Origin of the sequence: Streptomyces sp. NPDC050548 (assembly GCF_044457385.1) — a bacterium.
In the GTDB taxonomy this organism is placed as follows: domain Bacteria; phylum Actinomycetota; class Actinomycetes; order Streptomycetales; family Streptomycetaceae; genus Streptomyces.
Genome location: NZ_JBITGV010000014.1, coordinates 71,308 through 88,590 on the forward strand (window position 1 = coordinate 71,308; position 17,283 = coordinate 88,590).

Consider the following 17,283-nt stretch of genomic DNA (forward strand, 5'->3'; position numbering starts at 1 on the left):
TTTGCTCACCTGTTCGATAACTGTGCCGGCCGGTCGCTAACCCCGCCTGAGCAGCCGGGTCGCCCCCGCGGCCACCGTCGTCGCCAGGATCCAGCCCAGCAGGATCAGCGCCACGGACAGCCACTGCCAGCCCCCGTGCAACTGCCACTGCCCGACCTGCCCCAGGTCGATCACCGGCAGCAGCAGATCCAGCGCGAACAGCGCGGGACTCCACGGCGGATGCCCGCTCGGGTTCACCGGCACATGGCCCGCGTGCGTGAAGGCCAGCGAACCGGCCGCCCACAGCACCGCCATCCATACGGCGGCCCGGCCCGGCCGGTACCCGTAGGCCACCGTCCAGTCCTGCGCGAACCCCCATAGCTTGGCCGCGACGGGCAGGCTCTCCCGGCGCCGCCGCTGCTTGGCGAGCAGCACCTCGCGCGCGTCCTCGTCCTCACCGGCGTTGCGCAGCACGGTCGCGAGCCGCTCGTACGGCTCCGGGTTGTACTCGGCGGTCGCGGCGGCCACCCAGTCGAGCCGGGCCTCCAGCGGGAACGGGCCCTGCGGTACGAGGTTCTCGTACACGAAGCCGCCCATGTGGAGGTTGCCCGGACCCGGCCAACTGTCCTTGCCGTCAATCAGGTTGGCGACCCGCGCCCCCGACAGCACCACCTTCCCCCGCTGCGGTCTCTCCCCGAGGAAGCGCAGTTCGGGCGCCTGGATGCGCAGCAGCGACAGCTCCTGGTCGTCCGTGAAGGTGAACCGGGCCCGCTCCAGGTCCACCGCGTCCCCGAACCGTCCGTCGTCCAGGCGCACTCCGCCCTGGCAGGTGAAGCGCTGGATGCGGGTCCCGCGCGCGGGCGTGGTGCCGCTCAGCCAGGGGCCGCCGACGCCCGCCGGGGTGAGGTACAGGGTGCGGCCGACGGTCAACTGGGGCGCGTTCAGGGCGAGTCGGGAGTACGGGTTGGCCAGCCGGGCGCCGCGCAGACTCAGCGAGACGCCGACCTTGGCGCTGCGCAGGCTCAACTCGCCGTGCGATTCCAGGAGTTCGGCCTGGAGATCCTGGCCCACGGTCATGCCGTCCGCGGCGATCGAACGGCCCGTGCGGTCCCGGTAGACGATCGCCTGGTTGAGCAGCAGATCGGTGCCGATGTGCGCGTCGGTAAGCCGTACCCCGTTGTGGAAGCGGCAGCGCGGCAGATGCAGGTCACCCTCCGTGTGCACCCGCGCCGCCTCCAGCCGCGGCACCGAGCAGTCCACCAGCCGTACGGTCTGGAAGCGGGCCTCCGGCAGCAGGATCTCGTGCTCGAAGCGGCAGCCCTTCAGCTCGACGAACGGGGTGATCGTGCCGCCCGCCAGATCCAGGGTGCCGCTGATCCGCACTCCGGTGAGTTTCAGCGAGGCCACCCGGCCCGACAGCGCGGGCGGCCCGTCCAGGAGCAGCCAGCACACGAACCGTGCCCGTACGGTCCGCTCCGGGCCCCACGGATGTCCGCCGTGCGGATCGTCGACGACGGTGTCGCCACTGCTCAGGTCGTACACACTGCCGTTGCGGAAGGCCTGCCACATCCCGGCCTCGGCGGCGGTCGCATCGTCCGGCACATCCCCCGCGCGGACGCCGACACCCTCGGTCACTGCTCTGTCATCCCTCTCGACTGCTCACGGGTTTCGCACAGCTGTTCATGCCCGCTGAGTAACGCCCGGAACACTAGACGTGAAGGGGATCTTCCGGGTTCCGGCCACGTTCTGTATCAGCCATTGATATGCGCGAGCAGCGCCCGTTCGCCGTCTGAGAGAATTACTTCCGTGATCTCCCGAATCGATCTGCGCGGCGACGCCCTCCCCGACGGGCCCGCCCTGCGCGACCTGCTGCCCCGAGCCGACTTCGACGTCTCGGCCGCCCTGGAGAAGGTGCGGCCGATCTGCGAGGCCGTGCATCATCGGGGCGACGCGGCGCTGATCGACTTCGCCGAGAAGTTCGACGGCGTGCGGCTGGAATCGGTACGGGTCCCGGCGCAGGCCCTCAGCGACGCGCTGGAACAGCTCGACCCGGCCGTCCGCGCGGCCCTGGAGGAGTCCGTCCGGCGCGCCCGGCTCGTCCACCGCGAGCAGCGCCGTACGACCCACACGACCCAGGTCGTGCCCGGCGGCACGGTCACCGAGAAGTGGGTGCCGGTCGATCGGGTGGGGCTCTACGCGCCCGGCGGACGGTCGGTCTACCCGTCGTCCGTGATCATGAACGTGGTGCCCGCGCAGGAGGCCGGTGTCGGCTCCGTCGCGCTCGCCTCGCCGCCCCAGGCGGACTTCGGCGGTCTGCCGCACCCGACGATCCTCGCCGCCTGCGCGCTGCTCGGCGTCGACGAGGTCTACGCCGTCGGTGGCGCCCAGGCCGTCGCGATGTTCGCCCACGGCACCGAGTCCTGCGCCCCGGCCAACATGGTCACCGGGCCCGGCAACATCTGGGTCGCCGCCGCCAAGCGCTACTTCACGGGCAAGATCGGCATCGACACCGAGGCCGGTCCCACCGAGATCGCGGTCCTCGCGGACGAGACCGCCGACCCGGTGCACGTCGCCGCCGACCTGATCAGCCAGGCCGAGCACGACCCGCTCGCCGCCGCCGTCCTGGTCACGGACTCCGTGACGCTCGCGGACGCGGTCGAGAAGGAACTCGAACCGCAGGTCGCGGCCACCAAGCACATCGAGGACCGGATCGCCCCGGCGCTGGCCGGCCGGCAGTCCGCGATCGTCCTCGTCGACGGCATCGAGGAGGGACTGCGGGTCGTCGACGCGTACGGCGCCGAGCACCTGGAGATCCAGACGGCGGACGCGGCTGCCGTCGCCGACCGGGTGCGCAACGCGGGCGCGATCTTCGTCGGCCCCTGGGCGCCCGTCTCCCTCGGCGACTACGCGGCCGGCTCCAACCACGTGCTGCCGACCGGCGGTTGCGCCTGCCACTCCTCCGGGCTCTCCGTGCAGTCCTTCCTGCGCGGCATCCACATCGTCGACTACACCCGCGACGCCCTCGCCGACGTGGCGCATCACGTGGTGACGCTGGCGGAGGCGGAGGACCTGCCCGCGCACGGCGCGGCGGTCAAGGCAAGGTTCGGTTGGAAGGTGCCCGGCAAGTGAGCTTCGGAATCGACGATCTTCCCGTACGGGACGAACTGCGCGGCAAGTCCCCTTATGGCGCGCCCCAGTTGGACGTCCCCGTACGGCTGAACACCAACGAGAACCCCTACCCGCTGCCCGAGGCGCTGGTCGAGCGGATCGCCGAGCGGGTCCGCGAGGCGGCCCGCAGCCTCAACCGCTACCCGGACCGGGACGCGGTCGAGCTGCGCACCGAGCTCGCCAACTACCTGACGAAGACCGGTGGTTACCGGGTCGGCGTCGAGAACGTGTGGGCGGCCAACGGCTCGAACGAGGTCATCCAGCAACTGCTCCAGACCTTCGGCGGCCCCGGCCGTACGGCGATCGGCTTCGAGCCGTCGTACTCGATGCACGCGCTCATCGCGCGCGGCACGGGCACGGGCTGGATCTCCGGGCCGCGCAACGCGGACTTCTCGATCGACCTCCCGGCCGCCGAGCGCTGGATCGCCGAGAACAAGCCCGACGTCGTGTTCGTCACGACCCCCAACAACCCCACGGGCAACGCCGTTCCGCCCGGGACGGTGCTCGCGCTGTACGAGGCCGCGCAGGCCGCGCGTGCTAGTCAGGGTTCGGCGTCGATGGTGATCGTCGACGAGGCGTACATCGAGTTCAGCCACGGCGACTCGCTGCTGCCGCTGCTCGAAGGTCGGCCGAATCTCGTCGTCTCGCGGACGATGTCGAAGGCGTTCGGCGCGGCAGGGCTGCGCCTCGGCTATCTCGCCGCGCACCCGGCGGTCGTCGACGCCGTCCAACTCGTACGGCTGCCCTACCACTTGTCGGCCGTCACCCAGGCGACCGCGCTGGCCGCCCTGGAGCACACCGACACACTGCTCGGCTATGTGGAGCAGCTGAAGGACGAACGGGACCGGCTGGTAAGGGAGTTGCGGGCCCTCGGCTGCGAAGTCGTCGAGTCCGACGCCAACTTCGTGCAGTTCGGCCGGTTCGCGGACTCCCACACCGCCTGGCAGGCGATCCTCGACCGGGGCGTCCTGGTCCGGGACAACGGCATCCCGGGGTGGCTGCGGGTCTCCGCCGGAACCCCCGAAGAGAACGACGCGTTCCTCGACGCGGTCCGTGAGTTGATGAAGGAGCAGAGCACATGAACCGCGTTGGACGGGTGGAGCGGACGACCAAGGAGACCTCGGTCCTGGTCGAGATCGATCTCGACGGCCACGGCAAGGTCGACGTGTCGACAGGGGTCGGCTTCTACGACCACATGCTCGACCAGCTCGGCCGGCACGGTCTGTTCGACCTCACCGTGAAGACCGAGGGCGATCTGCACATCGACTCCCACCACACCATCGAGGACACCGCCCTCGCCCTCGGCGCCGCCTTCAAGCAGGCGCTCGGCGACAAGGTCGGCATCTACCGCTTCGGCAACTGCACGGTCCCGCTGGACGAGTCCCTCGCCCAGGTGACCGTCGACCTCTCCGGCCGCCCCTACCTCGTGCACACCGAGCCCGAGAACATGGCGCCGATGATCGGCGAGTACGACACCACGATGACCCGGCACATCCTGGAGTCCTTCGTGGCCCAGGCCCAGATCGCGCTGCACGTGCACGTGCCGTACGGGCGCAACGCGCACCACATCGTGGAGTGCCAGTTCAAGGCCCTCGCGCGCGCCCTGCGGTACGCCTCCGAGCGCGACCCGCGCGCGGCCGGCATCCTCCCCTCCACGAAGGGCGCGCTGTGACCAGCCTGTCGAGCCTCCTCATCGTCGTCGGGCTCTTCCTGCTCGGCGGGGTCTACTCCTTCGTCAAGCAGAAGATGCCGCGCCAGCTCATCGTGCTGATCTCCATCGCCGCCGGGATATGTCTGGTGGCCGGGGTCATGAGGCTGGAGGTGTGGAATTGAGCGCAGCCACGAGTACATCCAAGAAGGCGTCGAAGAAGGTGGTCGTCTTCGACTACGGCTTCGGGAACGTCCGTTCCGCCGAGCGTGCCCTCGCGCGCGCGGGTGCCGAGGTCGAGATAACGCGTGACTACGACAAGGCCATGAACGCGGACGGGCTGCTGGTGCCCGGCGTCGGCGCCTTCGCCGCCTGCATGGAGGGCCTGCGCTCGGCTCGCGGCGACTGGATCGTCGGGCGTCGGCTGGCCGGCGGGCGGCCGGTGATGGGCATCTGCGTCGGCATGCAGATCCTGTTCGCGCGCGGCATCGAGCACGGCGTCGAGACCGAGGGCCTGGACGAGTGGCCCGGCTCGGTCGAGCCGCTGCAGGCCGAGATCGTGCCCCACATGGGCTGGAACACCGTCGACACCCCGGCGGGCTCCCAGCTCTTCGCGGGCCTGGACGCCGACGCGCGCTTCTACTTCGTGCACTCCTACGCCGTCCACGACTGGTCCCTCGAAGTCTCCAACCCGGCGATGCGCGCCCCCCTGGTGACCTGGTCGACGCACGGCAAGCCCTTCGTGGCCGCCGTGGAGAACGGCGCCCTGTGGGCCACCCAGTTCCACCCCGAGAAGTCCGGCGACGCCGGAGCGCAGCTGCTCACCAACTGGATCGGAACCCTGTAGACCATGGCCAAGCTCGAACTCCTCCCCGCCGTCGACGTCCGCGACGGCCAGGCCGTCCGCCTCGTCCACGGCGAGTCCGGGACCGAGACCTCCTACGGCTCCCCGCTGGAGGCCGCCCTCGCCTGGCAGCGCTCCGGCGCCGAGTGGCTGCACCTCGTCGACCTGGACGCCGCGTTCGGCACCGGCGACAACCGCAAGCTCATCGCCGAGGTCGCCGGCGCCATGGACATCAAGGTCGAGCTGTCCGGCGGCATCCGCGACGACGACACGCTCGCCGCGGCCCTCGCCACCGGCTGCACCCGGGTGAACCTCGGCACCGCCGCACTGGAGACCCCGGAGTGGGTCGCCAAGGTCATCGCCGAGCACGGCGACAAGATCGCGGTCGGCCTCGACGTACGCGGCACGACCCTGCGCGGCCGTGGCTGGACCCGCGACGGCGGCGACCTCTACGAGACGCTGGACCGCCTCAACTCCGAGGGCTGCGCCCGGTACGTGGTCACCGACATCGCCAAGGACGGCACCCTCCAGGGCCCCAACCTGGAGCTGCTGCGCAACGTCTGCGCGGCGACCGACCGCCCGGTCGTGGCCTCCGGCGGCGTGTCGTCGCTCGACGACCTCCGCGCCATCTCCGAGCTGGTACCCCTCGGTGTCGAGGGCTCCATCGTCGGGAAGGCCCTCTACGCGAAGGCGTTCACCCTCGAAGAAGCCTTGGAGGCGGTGGCCCGGTGACCGAGCTACGACGCGTGTCGACCGGCGCGCCCTGGGAGGACGCCTTCGGCTACTCCCGCGCGGTGGAGCTGCCGAACGGCCTGGTGCTGATCTCCGGGTGCACGTCGATAGTGGACGGCGAGATCGCCGGGGGCGGTCCCTACGAGCAGACGGTCAACGCGTTCAACGTCGCGTTCGCGGCGCTGGAACAGCTGGGCCTCGGCCCCGCCGACGTGGTGCGCACCCGCATGTACATCACCCACGCCCGGGACGTCGAGGACGTGGGCCGCGCCCACAAGGAACTCTTCGACGCGATCCGCCCCGCCGCCTCGATGATCATCGTGTCCGGCTTCGTCGACCCCAGCCTGGTCGTCGAGGTCGAGGTGGAGGCGTACCGGGGGGAGGGTTCCTCATGACCCTCGCCGTACGCGTGATCCCCTGCCTGGACGTCGACAACGGCCGGGTCGTCAAGGGCGTCAACTTCCAGAACCTGCGCGACGCCGGCGACCCCGTCGAGATGGCCAAGGTCTACGACGCCGAGGGCGCCGACGAGCTGACCTTCCTGGACATCACCGCGTCCTCCGGCAACCGCGAGACGACGTACGACGTGGTCCGCCGCACCGCCGAGCAGGTCTTCATCCCGCTCACGGTCGGCGGCGGCGTCCGCACGGCCGAGGACGTGGACAAGCTGCTGCGGGCGGGCGCGGACAAGGTCGGGGTCAACACGGCGGCGATCAACCGGCCGGAACTGATCAAGGAGATCGCGGAGCGGTTCGGCCGCCAGGTCCTGGTCCTGTCGGTGGACGCGCGGAGGACTGACAGCGGGTCCTTCGAAGTGACCACCCACGGCGGCCGCAAGGGCACCGGCATCGACGCCGTCGAATGGGCGCACCGGGCCGCCGAGTTGGGCGCCGGGGAGATCCTGCTCAACTCGATGGACGCGGACGGCACCAAGGACGGCTACGACCTGGAGATGATCGCGGCCGTCCGCAAGCACGTGACCGTCCCGGTCATCGCCTCCGGCGGCGCGGGCAAGCTCGCCGACTTCCCGCCCGCGGTGGCGGCGGGCGCGGACGCGGTGCTGGCGGCCTCCGTCTTCCACTTCGGCGATCTGCGGATCGGCGAGGTCAAGCAGGCGCTGCGGGAGGCGGGACATCCAGTGCGGTGAGTCCCGTAGTGGTGCTGTAAGGCGTTGTAAGCCCCGGCCGCCTGGTGGTCGGGGCTTACTTGTGGGAGCTCCCGCTGCCTAGGTTCAGATCCCCAGCTGCTTGGCCTCATGGAGCTTGGCGATCGCGTTCTCGTCGCCGTCCAGCTCCACCTTGGCCACGTTCTGCCGGCCGTGTGCGAACAGCAGCAGCTCCGAGGGTTCGCCGGTCACCGTCACGACCGGCGCTCCCTTGTGGGCGACCGCGGTCTGCCCGTCCGGGCGGCGCAGTACCAGCCCGGTCGGCGCGCTCCGGCCGACCAGCCGGGCCATGCGCTCCAGACGGGACCACAGGGCGTCCTGGAAGACCGGATCCAGCTCGCGCGGAGTCCAGTCCTCCTGGGCCCGCCGTACGTCCTCGGTGTGCACGTAGAACTCGACCGTGTTGGAGGCCTCGTCGAGCTGCTTGAGCTGGAACGGCGAGAAGCGCGGCGGGCCCGTACGGATGAGCTGGATCAGCTCCTCGTACGGCTTCGCCGCGAACTCCGCCATCACCCGGTCCAGGCGCGGCGCGAGCTGCTTGATCATGATGCCGCCGGCGGCATCCGCGCGGCGCTCGCGCACCACCACGTGCGCGGCCAGATCACGGGTCTGCCAGCCCTCGCAGAGGGTCGGGGCGTCCGGGCCCGTCGTCTCCAGGAGGTCGGCGAGAAGAAGTCGTTCACGCTTGGCGAAGGTCGACATACCGTCAGCCTACGACCGCCCACCGGGTCCGCACAGTGGACGTCGACCTGGGTTGTCGGTGCCGCGCGGCACAATGGCCCCATGACCAGCGCGCCCCAGTCCAGCAGCCTCGATCCCGAGATCGCCGCCCGCCTCAAGCGGAGCGCCGACGGGCTCGTCCCCGCCATCGCCCAGCAGTACGACACCGGTGAGGTGCTCATGCTCGGCTGGATGGACGACGAGGCGCTGCACCGCACCCTGACGACCGGCCGCTGCACCTACTGGTCCCGCAGCCGCCAGGAGTACTGGGTCAAGGGCGACACCTCCGGCCACTTCCAGCACGTGAAGTCCGTCGCCCTGGACTGCGACGCGGACACGGTCCTCGTGAAGGTCGACCAGATCGGCGCCGCCTGCCACACCGGCGCCCGCACCTGCTTCGACGCGGACGTGCTGCTCAAGGAAGAGCCGGTTGGCGAGAGTCTTCTTAAAGATGTCGTTGATTCCAGCACCGCCGTCTCGGATCAGTAGGGTCAGCCGCCATGGACCTTGACACGTTCCGCAAGCTGGCCACCGACCGTCGCGTCATCCCGGTCACCCGCAAGCTCCTCGCCGACGGCGACACCCCGGTCGCGCTCTACCGCAAGCTCGCCGCGGAGCGCCCCGGCACCTTCCTCCTGGAGTCCGCGGAGAACGGCCGCACGGCATTTCAATGGTCTCGGTACTCCTTCGTGGGCGTTCGCAGCGCCGCCACCCTGACCGCCCGCGACGGGCAGGCCCACTGGCTCGGCACCCCGCCCGTCGGCGTCCCGGTCGACGGCGACCCCCTCGCCGCCCTGCGCGCCACCATCGACACCCTGCACACCCCCCACCAGGAGGGCCTGCCGCCCTTCACCGGCGGCATGGTCGGCTATCTCGGCTACGACATCGTCCGCCGCCTGGAGAAGATCGGCCCCGGCGAGCGGGACGACCTCAGGCTCCCCGAGCTGACCATGCTCCTCACCAGCGACCTCGCCGTGATGGACCACTGGGAGGGCTCGGTCCTGCTGATCGCCAACGCGATCAACCACAACGACCTCGACACCGGCGTCGACGAGGCCTACGCGGACGCCGTGGCCCGCCTCGACGCCATGGAGGCGGACCTCTCCCGCGCGGTGGCCCAGCCGCCCGCCCAGCTCCCGCCCTCAGAGCTTCCGGAGTACACCGCGCTGTGGGGCGGCCCCGACTTCAAGGAGGCCGTCGAGGACATCAAGGAGCGCATCCGCGCGGGCGAGGCCTTCCAGGTCGTCCCCTCCCAGCGCTTCGAAACCCCGTGCACGGCAAGCGCGTTGGACGTGTACCGGGTGCTGCGCGCGACCAACCCGTCCCCGTACATGTACCTGTTCCGCTTCGACGGCTTCGACGTGGTCGGCTCGTCCCCGGAGGCCCTCGTCAAGGTCGAGGACGGTCGCGCGATGGTCCACCCCATCGCCGGCACCCGGCACCGCGGCGCCACCCCGCAGGAGGACCAGGCCCTCGCCGACGAACTCCTCGCCGACCCCAAGGAGCGCGCCGAACACCTCATGCTGGTCGACCTCGGGCGTAACGATTTGGGACGCGTCTGCGAGCCCGGCTCGGTCGAGGTCGTCGACTTCATGTCGGTGGAGCGCTACTCCCACGTGATGCACATCGTCTCCACGGTCACCGGCCGAGTGGCCCCCGGCCGCACCGCCTTCGACGTCCTCACCGCCTGCTTCCCGGCCGGCACCCTCTCCGGCGCGCCCAAGCCCCGCGCGATGCAGATCATCGACGAACTGGAGCCCTCCAGAAGGGGGTTGTACGGCGGCTGCGTCGGCTACCTCGACTTCGCGGGCGACTCCGACACCGCCATCGCCATCCGTACGGCCCTCCTCCGCGACGGCACGGCCTACGTCCAGGCGGGCGCCGGCATCGTCGCCGACTCGGACCCGGAACTGGAGGACCAGGAGTGCCGCAACAAGGCGGCGGCGGTCCTCCGCGCGGTGCACACGGCGAACCGGCTCGGGCAATAGGACGAGGGTCATATGAACCCCGGGTGACGGTTCGCCCGGGGTTCGAGCGATAGTGGACTACGTGACTGCAGCTGTTCCTCACCCCCGTTCCGAAGGCGAAGGCCCCGCACGCGCCGGCCGCCGCAGCCTCGCCGTAGCGCTCATGAGCGGTGCGCTCGGCGCGGCCGTGGCGCTGCTGGCCACCCGTCAGCGCTGGTCGGAGGGGATCGCGACGGTGGCGGGCGACCCGTTCCCGCTGTCCGCCAAGGGCAGCGACGTCACGGGTGTGCCCGCGGCGCTCGCCATAGTGGGCCTCGCCGCGCTCGTCGCCGTCTTCGCGGTCCGCAGGACGGGCCGCTTCGCGGTCTCCGCCCTCCTCGCGCTCTCCGGCGCGGGCATCGTCGCCGCGGCCCTGCTCGGGGCCTCCGACAGCTCCGCGCTCGACGACAAGGCCACCCAGGCCTCCGGCGGCACCTCGTCCGCCGTGCACGCCTTCGACCACACCGCCTGGCCCTACGTCGCCGCGGTCGGCGGCGCCCTGATCCTGCTCGCCGGCCTCCTCGCCCTCCTCTACGGCCGCCGCTGGCCCGCGATGTCGGGCCGCTACGAACGCAACGGCACCCCCCGGGCCCGCCGCGCCCCCGTGGTCGACCCCGACCGCCCCGAGGACATCTGGAAGGCCCTGGACCGCGGCGAGGACCCCACAGGGGCGTAGCGCTCCGCGGGGAGGGGCGAGGATGCGTCCGTCGTCGGTTGACCGCAGCGTGGTCGTGGCTGGGCGCGCAGTTCCCCGCGCCCCTTCGGGGAGCGCTTCCCGACCGCGGCGGACACGGAGCCACCCCGAAGCACCGCACCCGCACACGTGCGGAACAATGAACCCCGAGCGTCTGCTCACACACGCACACGGCAACGAGGAGCACGTCATGGCGGGCAACAGCCACGGTCACACTTTGGCCGCCTGGACCGGTACCACCATCATCTTCATCGGTTTCTTGGTCGCGGGCGCCTTCATGGTCATGGCGCAGCCGGCCGGCTTCTGGGCCGGTATGGGCATCGTGGTCATCGGCGGCGTCGTCGGCTGGGTCATGAGCGCGATGGGTATGGGCATGCCCAAGGACCGTCCCCAGGACCTGACCGAGCTGCTCGGCAAGACGGCGCACGCCGACAGCTGAGCCGTAGCTGCTGTCGGCCACCACTTCGTGGAGGGGCGGTCCCGGACACACCGGGAACCGCCCCTCACGCGCGCGTGCCGCACGAAGGGGCCAGGGGGCACAATGCGAGACGTGAACGCCGACAGCGACAGCCGGAGCATCCCGAAGACGCGCACCCCCGGTTCCGCCTCCGTGCTGAACCGCGTAGCCGTGCCCGCCGGAGTCCTCGCGGCCGTCGCCGGAGCCTTCGCGTACGTCGGCACGGTCGACCCGAACCAGCCCGGCCACTACCCCGTCTGCCCCCTGTACCGCCTCACCGGCCTGTACTGCCCCGGCTGCGGCGGACTGCGCAGCGCGCACGAGTTCATCCACGGCGACTTCCTCGCCGCGCTCCAGGACAACGCGATCGCCGTGGTGGGCTATCTGGCCTTCACGGTCGTATGGACCGTCTGGGTGGTCCGCGCAGCACGCGGCCGACCGGTGCGGATCGAACTCGGCGGGGGCCGGCTCTGGACTCTGGGCGCATTGGTGCTGGTCTTCACGGTTGTCCGGAACCTGCCGTTCGGTGGCTGGCTACACCCTTGATCAACCGGCCGATGTCCAGGTACTGGGACCGGCGTCAACCGGATGCGAGGCCTACGCCTTCCTCCGGATACCATCGAGGTCAGATGTGACCATTGCTTTTCCACCGTCCGGAAGGGGGCCGCTCGCGTGAGTGTGCTCGACGAGATCATCGACGGAGTCCGTGCCGACCTGGCGGAACGGCAGGCGCGCGTCAGCCTCGACGAGCTCAAGGAGCGCGCGGCGAAGGCACCCGCGGCCAAGGACGGCATCGCGGCCCTGCGCGGCGACGGCGTCAAGGTCATCTGCGAGGTCAAGCGCTCCAGCCCCTCCAAGGGCGCGCTCGCGGCGATCGCCGACCCGGCGGGCCTCGCGGCGGACTACGAGGCGGGCGGCGCCGCCGTCATCTCCGTCCTCACCGAACAGCGTCGCTTCGGCGGCTCCCTGGCCGACCTGGAGGCCGTCCGCGCGCGGGTGGACATCCCGGTCCTCCGCAAGGACTTCATCGTCACGTCGTACCAGCTCTGGGAGGCCCGGGCCTACGGCGCCGACCTCGCCCTGCTGATCGTCGCGGCACTGGACCAGCCCGCCCTGGAGTCCCTCATCGAGCGCGCCGAGTCGATCGGCCTCACGCCGATCGTCGAGGTCCACGACGAGGACGAGGTCGACCGCGCGGTCGACGCCGGCGCCAAGATCATCGGCGTCAACGCCCGCAACCTCAAGACCCTTGAGGTCGACCGCGCCACCTTCGAGCGCGTCGCCCCCGAGATCCCCGCGCACATCGTCAAGATCGCCGAGTCCGGAGTCCGCGGCCCCCACGACCTCATCGCCTACGCCAACGCCGGCGCCGACGCGGTCCTGGTCGGCGAGTCCCTGGTCACCGGCCGCGACCCCAAGTCCGCGGTCTCGGACCTGGTGGCAGCAGGCGAACACCCGGCACTGCGCCACGGCCGCAGCTGATCACCCGATAGGCTGCCCCCGATGACACTCACCCTGACCCCCATGGACCGGCACGCCCGCCTCGCGCGCGGCTGCCGCCCGAGGGGTTGCCGTGCGCCCGCGAGGCGGGTCCACGGTCGTCGGGTGCGCTACGTCATCGGTGACGAACCTGGGCAGGTCAACGGGCGGCGATGGCAGCGCGCCCTTTAGGGGCGCGGGGAACTGCGCGACCAGCCACATCCGGCCGGCACTCAACAGACGATCCCTGCCCCCACGGCGATTAGTGTTTTTCCACAAACTCACCGTGAGGTTTCCGCATGCCCAGCGAGTTCTTCATCCCCGACCCCGACGGTCAAATCCCCAGCGCCGAGGGCTACTTCGGCGCCTTCGGCGGCAAGTTCATCCCGGAGGCGCTGGTCGCCGCCGTGGACGAGGTGGCCGTCGAGTACGACAAGGCCAAGCACGACCCCGAGTTCGCCCGCGAGTTGGACGACCTCCTGGTCAACTACACCGGCAGGCCAAGCGCGTTCACAGAGGTCTCCCGCTTCGCGGAGCACGCGGGCGGCGCCCGGATCTTCCTCAAGCGCGAGGACCTGAACCACACCGGCTCCCACAAGATCAACAACGTCCTCGGCCAGGCCCTGCTCACCAAGCGCATGGGCAAGACCAGGGTCATCGCGGAGACCGGCGCCGGCCAGCACGGCGTCGCGACGGCCACCGCCTGCGCGCTGTTCGGCCTCGAATGCACCATCTACATGGGCGAGATCGACACCCAGCGCCAGGCCCTGAACGTGGCCCGGATGCGCATGCTCGGCGCCGAGGTCATCGCCGTGAAGTCCGGCAGCCGCACCCTCAAGGACGCCATCAACGAGGCGTTCCGCGACTGGGTCGCCAACGTCGACCGCACCCACTACCTCTTCGGTACGGTCGCGGGCCCGCACCCCTTCCCCGCCATGGTCCGCGACTTCCACCGCGTGATCGGCGTCGAGGCCCGCCGTCAGATCCTGGAGCGCGCCGGACGCCTCCCCGACGCGGCGATCGCCTGTGTCGGCGGCGGCTCGAACGCCATCGGCCTGTTCCACGCCTTCATCCCGGACGCCGGCGTACGCCTCATCGGCTGCGAACCGGCCGGCCACGGCGTCGAGACGGGCGAACACGCGGCGACCCTCACCGCGGGCGAGCCCGGCATCCTGCACGGTTCGCGGTCCTACGTCCTCCAGGACGAGGAGGGCCAGATCACCGAGCCGTACTCGATCTCGGCCGGACTGGACTACCCGGGCATCGGCCCCGAGCACTCGTACCTCAAGGACAGTGGTCGCGGCGAGTACCGCGCGATCACCGACGACGCGGCGATGCAGGCCTTGCGCCTGCTGTCGCGCACGGAGGGCATCATCCCGGCCATCGAGAGCGCCCACGCGCTCGCCGGTGCGCTGGAGGTCGGCAGGGAGCTGGGCAAGGACGGGCTGATCGTCGTCAACCTGTCCGGGCGCGGCGACAAGGACATGGACACGGCCGCGCGTTACTTCGGCCTGTACGACAACGGGACCGACGCCACCGTCGCGGCCAACGCGGCCGACACCGCCGAGATCGAGGGGGACGCCAAGTGAGTGGCAACATCAAGCTGTTGAGCGACACCCTCGCCGCCGCCAAGGCCGAGGGACGCGCCGCACTCATCGCCTACCTCCCGGCCGGGTTCCCGACCGTGGACGGCGGCATCGAGGCCATCAAGGCCGCGTTCGACGGCGGCGCGGACGTCGTCGAGGTGGGCCTGCCGCACAGTGACCCCGTCCTCGACGGCCCCGTCATCCAGACCGCCGACGACATCGCCCTGCGCGGCGGCGTCAAGATCGCGGACGTCATGCGCACGGTCCGCGAGACCCACTCGGCGACCGGCAAGCCCGTCCTCGTCATGACGTACTGGAACCCGATCGACCGCTACGGCGTCGAGCGCTTCACCGCCGAACTGGCCGAGGCGGGCGGCGCCGGCTGCATCCTGCCCGACCTGCCCGTCCAGGAGGCGGGGCTGTGGAGGGAGCACGCGGAGAAGCACGGGCTCGCCACCGTCTTCGTCGTCGCGCCCAGCAGCAAGGACGCCCGCCTCGCCGAGATCACCAAGGTCGGCACCGGCTTCGTCTACGCCGCCTCGCTCATGGGTGTCACCGGCACCCGTGAGTCGGTGGGCGCGCAGGCGCAGGACCTCGTCGAGCGCACCCGGGCCACCACCGACACGCCCGTGTGCGTCGGCCTCGGTGTCTCCGACGCCCGGCAGGCCGCCGAGGTGGCCCGCTTCGCGGACGGCGTGATCGTCGGCTCGGCCTTCGTCAAGCGCATGCTGGACGCGCCGGACGACGCGGCCGGAGTCGAGGCGGTCCGCACGCTCGCCGGTGAACTCGCGAAGGGCGTGCGCGGACAGGTGTAACCGAGCAACGGCATAACGGCATAACAGAACAACGGGTCCCCCGTATGGGTGGACCTGGGACCGGGGAGGCGCGCTGCGCCTCCCCGGTTCGTTCTGCGGGGTGTGAGCGAGAAGAACCGTGACGGAAAGCGCACCGCCCGCGAGCGGCTGGCGGCAGAGCGTGAGAAGCAGAAGTCCGCGGAGCGGCGGCGGCGCACGTTGATCGTGGCCGCGAGCGTCGTCTGCGTGCTGGGGTTGGCGACGGTGATCGGCGTGCTCGCCGCGAACCACGGCAAGGACGACAGCGGCAGCAAGAGCGCGGGCCCGGTCGTGGCGCCCTCCGGGGCGACCGGCAAGGACAGCCTGGCGATCCAGGTCGGCAAGGACAGCGCCAAGCCGACGCTCACGGTGTGGGAGGACTTCCGCTGCCCGGCCTGCCAGGCCTTCGAGACGGCGTACCGCCCGACGCTCCACGAACTGACCGACTCCGGGCAGCTCAAGGTGCAGTACCACCTGGTCACGATCATCGACGGCAACCTCGGCGGCACCGGCTCCAAGCGCGCGGCCAACGCGGCGGCCTGCGCCCAGGACGCCGGAAAGTTCCGCGACTTCCATGACGTGCTCTACGAGAACCAGCCCAAGGAGACGGACGACGCCTTCTCCAGCAACGCCAAGCTGATCGAGCTGGCGGGCAAGGTGAAGGGTCTCGACACGCCCGCCTTCCAGAAGTGCGTCAACAGCGGTACGCACGACAGCTGGGTCACCAAGTCCGCCGCCGCGTTCCAGGCCGGCGGATTCACCGGCACCCCGACCGTCCTCTTCGAGGGCAAGAACATCTACGCGGACCAGACGATGACCCCGGCGAAGCTGAAGCAGCTGGTCCAGGCGGCGAACAAGGGGTAGCGCGGGGTAAGCGGGCGGGCCGGTTTTCACACCGGCCCGTTATGGAGCCGTAGCCGGGCCGCTTGCCGAGGTCGCGGTCCGGCACGGTAGCGTCGACCCTGCCATGGAAACCACTGCCTACATTCCCAGCCCGTCGCACGGGGTCATCCACCTCGGCCCCATTCCGCTGCGCGGCTACGCGTTCTGCATCATCATCGGCGTCTTCGTCGCCGTCTGGCTCGGCAACAAACGCTGGGTCGCCCGCGGCGGCAAGGTCGGGACGGTGGCCGACATCGCTGTCTGGGCCGTGCCGTTCGGCCTCGTCGGCGGTCGCCTGTACCACGTGATCACGGACTACGAGCTGTACTTCAGCGAGGGCCGCGACTGGGTGGACGCCTTCAAGGTGTGGCAGGGCGGCCTCGGCATCTGGGGCGCGATCGCGCTCGGCGCGGTGGGCGCGTGGATCGGCTGCCGCCGCCGTGGCATCCCGCTGCCGGCCTGGGCCGACGCGCTGGCCCCCGGCATCGCCTTCGCCCAGGCCATCGGCCGCTGGGGCAACTGGTTCAACCAGGAGCTCTACGGCCGCGAGACGCACCTCCCCTGGGCGCTGCACATCACGTCCTCGACGGACGGCCGCGTGCCGGGCTACTACCACCCGACCTTCCTGTACGAGTCCCTGTGGTGCGTCGGCGTCGGCTTCCTCGTCATCTGGGCCGACCGCCGCTTCAAGCTGGGCCACGGCCGGGCGTTCGCGCTCTACGTCGCCTCGTACTGCGTGGGCCGCGGCTGGATCGAGTACATGCGCGTCGACGACGCCCACCACTTCCTGGGCCTGCGGTTGAACGACTGGACCGCGATGATCGTCTTCCTCCTCGCGGTGACGTACTTCGTCATCTCGGCGAAGAAGCGCCCGGGCTGCGAAGAGGTCGTCGAACCGGAAGCGGCCGGCGACGGAACCGACGGGGACGACGCGCCCACCGCGAAGGAAGCCCCGGAGACCGACGAGACCGAAGCCACGGAGGCCAAGGAAGACGCCCCCGAAGCCGACGCCGAGTCCGAGGCCGTGGACATGAAGAAGGACGAGCCCGAGTCGGCGAAGAAGAGCTGACGACTGGTTCTACGACGACGA

Annotated in this window: 21 protein-coding genes; 19 read left to right on the forward strand and 2 right to left on the reverse strand. The window is 70.7% G+C overall.

Annotation, left to right across the window (positions count from 1 at the left end; all coding sequences use genetic code 11):
- Positions 1-36 precede the first annotated feature (36 nt).
- Positions 37-1,614 (reverse strand): oxidoreductase, encoded by a 1,578-nt coding sequence (locus ACIBJH_RS32790; RefSeq protein WP_399120535.1) that lies wholly within the window; start codon positions 1,612-1,614, stop codon positions 37-39.
- Positions 1,615-1,785: 171 nt separating this feature from the next.
- Here ACIBJH_RS32790 and hisD point away from each other — a divergent pair, with 171 nt between their 5' ends.
- From hisD to hisF, 8 genes are read left to right on the forward strand one after another with little or no spacing between them, the layout of a single operon-like run.
- Positions 1,786-3,108 carry a histidinol dehydrogenase gene (gene hisD, locus ACIBJH_RS32795; RefSeq protein WP_399120536.1) on the forward strand — a complete coding sequence of 441 codons (1,323 nt, stop codon included), beginning with the start codon at positions 1,786-1,788 and terminating at the stop codon, positions 3,106-3,108.
- On the forward strand, positions 3,105-4,229 hold the full coding sequence (locus tag ACIBJH_RS32800; RefSeq protein ID WP_399120537.1) for a histidinol-phosphate transaminase: 1,125 nt from the start codon (positions 3,105-3,107) through the stop codon (positions 4,227-4,229). Before hisD ends, ACIBJH_RS32800 begins: the two co-directional genes overlap by 4 nt.
- Complete coding sequence (gene hisB / locus ACIBJH_RS32805) at positions 4,226-4,819, forward strand: imidazoleglycerol-phosphate dehydratase HisB (protein ID WP_043675308.1); 594 nt, start codon at positions 4,226-4,228, stop codon at positions 4,817-4,819. Before ACIBJH_RS32800 ends, hisB begins: the two co-directional genes overlap by 4 nt.
- Entirely contained in the window at positions 4,816-4,980 is a 165-nt protein-coding gene (locus ACIBJH_RS32810) for a hypothetical protein (protein WP_399120538.1), read from the forward strand. The genes hisB and ACIBJH_RS32810 overlap by 4 nt, the downstream gene beginning before the upstream one ends.
- Complete coding sequence (gene hisH, locus ACIBJH_RS32815) at positions 4,938-5,642, forward strand: imidazole glycerol phosphate synthase subunit HisH (RefSeq protein ID WP_399120539.1); 705 nt, start codon at positions 4,938-4,940, stop codon at positions 5,640-5,642. The genes ACIBJH_RS32810 and hisH overlap by 43 nt, the downstream gene beginning before the upstream one ends.
- Positions 5,643-5,645: 3 nt before the next feature.
- Complete coding sequence (gene priA / locus ACIBJH_RS32820) at positions 5,646-6,371, forward strand: bifunctional 1-(5-phosphoribosyl)-5-((5-phosphoribosylamino)methylideneamino)imidazole-4-carboxamide isomerase/phosphoribosylanthranilate isomerase PriA (RefSeq protein WP_262059918.1); 726 nt, start codon at positions 5,646-5,648, stop codon at positions 6,369-6,371.
- On the forward strand, positions 6,368-6,766 hold the full coding sequence (locus ACIBJH_RS32825) for a RidA family protein (RefSeq protein WP_399120540.1): 399 nt from the start codon (positions 6,368-6,370) through the stop codon (positions 6,764-6,766). Before priA ends, ACIBJH_RS32825 begins: the two co-directional genes overlap by 4 nt.
- Positions 6,763-7,518, forward strand: a complete 756-nt coding sequence (gene hisF / locus ACIBJH_RS32830) for an imidazole glycerol phosphate synthase subunit HisF (RefSeq protein ID WP_262059920.1) — start codon at positions 6,763-6,765, stop codon at positions 7,516-7,518. Before ACIBJH_RS32825 ends, hisF begins: the two co-directional genes overlap by 4 nt.
- A gap of 84 nt (positions 7,519-7,602) precedes the next feature.
- Here hisF and ACIBJH_RS32835 read toward each other — a convergent pair whose 3' ends face one another.
- The gene (locus tag ACIBJH_RS32835; RefSeq protein ID WP_019067713.1) at positions 7,603-8,238 is read right to left on the reverse strand and encodes a TIGR03085 family metal-binding protein; all 636 of its coding nucleotides are present in this window, start codon (positions 8,236-8,238) and stop codon (positions 7,603-7,605) included.
- An 81-nt stretch (positions 8,239-8,319) separates the two neighbouring features.
- Here ACIBJH_RS32835 and hisI point away from each other — a divergent pair, with 81 nt between their 5' ends.
- The 11 genes from hisI to lgt all read left to right on the forward strand — a co-directional run bounded on the left by hisI (position 8,320) and on the right by lgt (position 17,262).
- Entirely contained in the window at positions 8,320-8,745 is a 426-nt protein-coding gene (hisI, locus tag ACIBJH_RS32840; RefSeq protein ID WP_399120541.1) for a phosphoribosyl-AMP cyclohydrolase, read from the forward strand.
- Between the two features lie 11 nt (positions 8,746-8,756).
- Complete coding sequence (locus tag ACIBJH_RS32845) at positions 8,757-10,244, forward strand: anthranilate synthase component I (RefSeq protein ID WP_399120543.1); 1,488 nt, start codon at positions 8,757-8,759, stop codon at positions 10,242-10,244.
- 52 nt (positions 10,245-10,296) lie between these two features.
- Complete coding sequence (locus tag ACIBJH_RS32850; protein WP_399120544.1) at positions 10,297-10,938, forward strand: TIGR02234 family membrane protein; 642 nt, start codon at positions 10,297-10,299, stop codon at positions 10,936-10,938.
- 208 nt (positions 10,939-11,146) lie between these two features.
- The gene (locus ACIBJH_RS32855; RefSeq protein WP_399120545.1) at positions 11,147-11,395 is read left to right on the forward strand and encodes an HGxxPAAW family protein; all 249 of its coding nucleotides are present in this window, start codon (positions 11,147-11,149) and stop codon (positions 11,393-11,395) included.
- Positions 11,396-11,497: 102 nt separating this feature from the next.
- Positions 11,498-11,959, forward strand: a complete 462-nt coding sequence (locus ACIBJH_RS32860; protein ID WP_399120546.1) for a DUF2752 domain-containing protein — start codon at positions 11,498-11,500, stop codon at positions 11,957-11,959.
- 126 nt (positions 11,960-12,085) lie between these two features.
- A complete protein-coding gene (gene trpC / locus ACIBJH_RS32865) occupies positions 12,086-12,895 on the forward strand; it encodes an indole-3-glycerol phosphate synthase TrpC (RefSeq protein WP_359605051.1) in 810 nt (269 codons plus the stop codon).
- 21 nt (positions 12,896-12,916) lie between these two features.
- Positions 12,917-13,084 (forward strand): tryptophan biosynthesis modulator TrpM, encoded by a 168-nt coding sequence (gene trpM, locus ACIBJH_RS32870; RefSeq protein ID WP_399120547.1) that lies wholly within the window; start codon positions 12,917-12,919, stop codon positions 13,082-13,084.
- Between the two features lie 107 nt (positions 13,085-13,191).
- Positions 13,192-14,481 (forward strand): tryptophan synthase subunit beta, encoded by a 1,290-nt coding sequence (gene trpB / locus ACIBJH_RS32875; protein ID WP_399120548.1) that lies wholly within the window; start codon positions 13,192-13,194, stop codon positions 14,479-14,481.
- The gene (gene trpA, locus ACIBJH_RS32880) at positions 14,478-15,293 is read left to right on the forward strand and encodes a tryptophan synthase subunit alpha (RefSeq protein WP_399120549.1); all 816 of its coding nucleotides are present in this window, start codon (positions 14,478-14,480) and stop codon (positions 15,291-15,293) included. Before trpB ends, trpA begins: the two co-directional genes overlap by 4 nt.
- A 102-nt stretch (positions 15,294-15,395) precedes the next feature.
- On the forward strand, positions 15,396-16,175 hold the full coding sequence (locus ACIBJH_RS32885) for a DsbA family protein (RefSeq protein ID WP_399120550.1): 780 nt from the start codon (positions 15,396-15,398) through the stop codon (positions 16,173-16,175).
- 103 nt (positions 16,176-16,278) lie between these two features.
- Positions 16,279-17,262, forward strand: coding sequence for a prolipoprotein diacylglyceryl transferase (gene lgt / locus ACIBJH_RS32890; RefSeq protein ID WP_399120551.1), 984 nt, complete (start codon positions 16,279-16,281; stop codon positions 17,260-17,262).
- Positions 17,263-17,283: the final 21 nt, after the last annotated feature.

What these genes read in the sequence shown, in the direction of transcription:
- hisB (WP_043675308.1), top strand. Translation starts at nt 4,226, where the DNA reads ATGAACCGCGTTGGACGGGTGGAGCGGACGACCAAGGAGACCTCGGTC.
- hisH (WP_399120539.1), top strand. Translation starts at nt 4,938, where the DNA reads ATGTCTGGTGGCCGGGGTCATGAGGCTGGAGGTGTGGAATTGAGCGCA.
- priA (WP_262059918.1), top strand. Translation starts at nt 5,646, where the DNA reads ATGGCCAAGCTCGAACTCCTCCCCGCCGTCGACGTCCGCGACGGCCAG.
- hisF (WP_262059920.1), top strand. Translation starts at nt 6,763, where the DNA reads ATGACCCTCGCCGTACGCGTGATCCCCTGCCTGGACGTCGACAACGGC.
- ACIBJH_RS32835 (WP_019067713.1), bottom strand. Translation starts at nt 8,238, where the DNA reads ATGTCGACCTTCGCCAAGCGTGAACGACTTCTTCTCGCCGACCTCCTG.
- hisI (WP_399120541.1), top strand. Translation starts at nt 8,320, where the DNA reads ATGACCAGCGCGCCCCAGTCCAGCAGCCTCGATCCCGAGATCGCCGCC.
- ACIBJH_RS32845 (WP_399120543.1), top strand. Translation starts at nt 8,757, where the DNA reads ATGGACCTTGACACGTTCCGCAAGCTGGCCACCGACCGTCGCGTCATC.
- ACIBJH_RS32855 (WP_399120545.1), top strand. Translation starts at nt 11,147, where the DNA reads ATGGCGGGCAACAGCCACGGTCACACTTTGGCCGCCTGGACCGGTACC.
- ACIBJH_RS32860 (WP_399120546.1), top strand. Translation starts at nt 11,498, where the DNA reads ATGCGAGACGTGAACGCCGACAGCGACAGCCGGAGCATCCCGAAGACG.
- trpM (WP_399120547.1), top strand. Translation starts at nt 12,917, where the DNA reads ATGACACTCACCCTGACCCCCATGGACCGGCACGCCCGCCTCGCGCGC.
- trpB (WP_399120548.1), top strand. Translation starts at nt 13,192, where the DNA reads ATGCCCAGCGAGTTCTTCATCCCCGACCCCGACGGTCAAATCCCCAGC.
- lgt (WP_399120551.1), top strand. Translation starts at nt 16,279, where the DNA reads ATGGAAACCACTGCCTACATTCCCAGCCCGTCGCACGGGGTCATCCAC.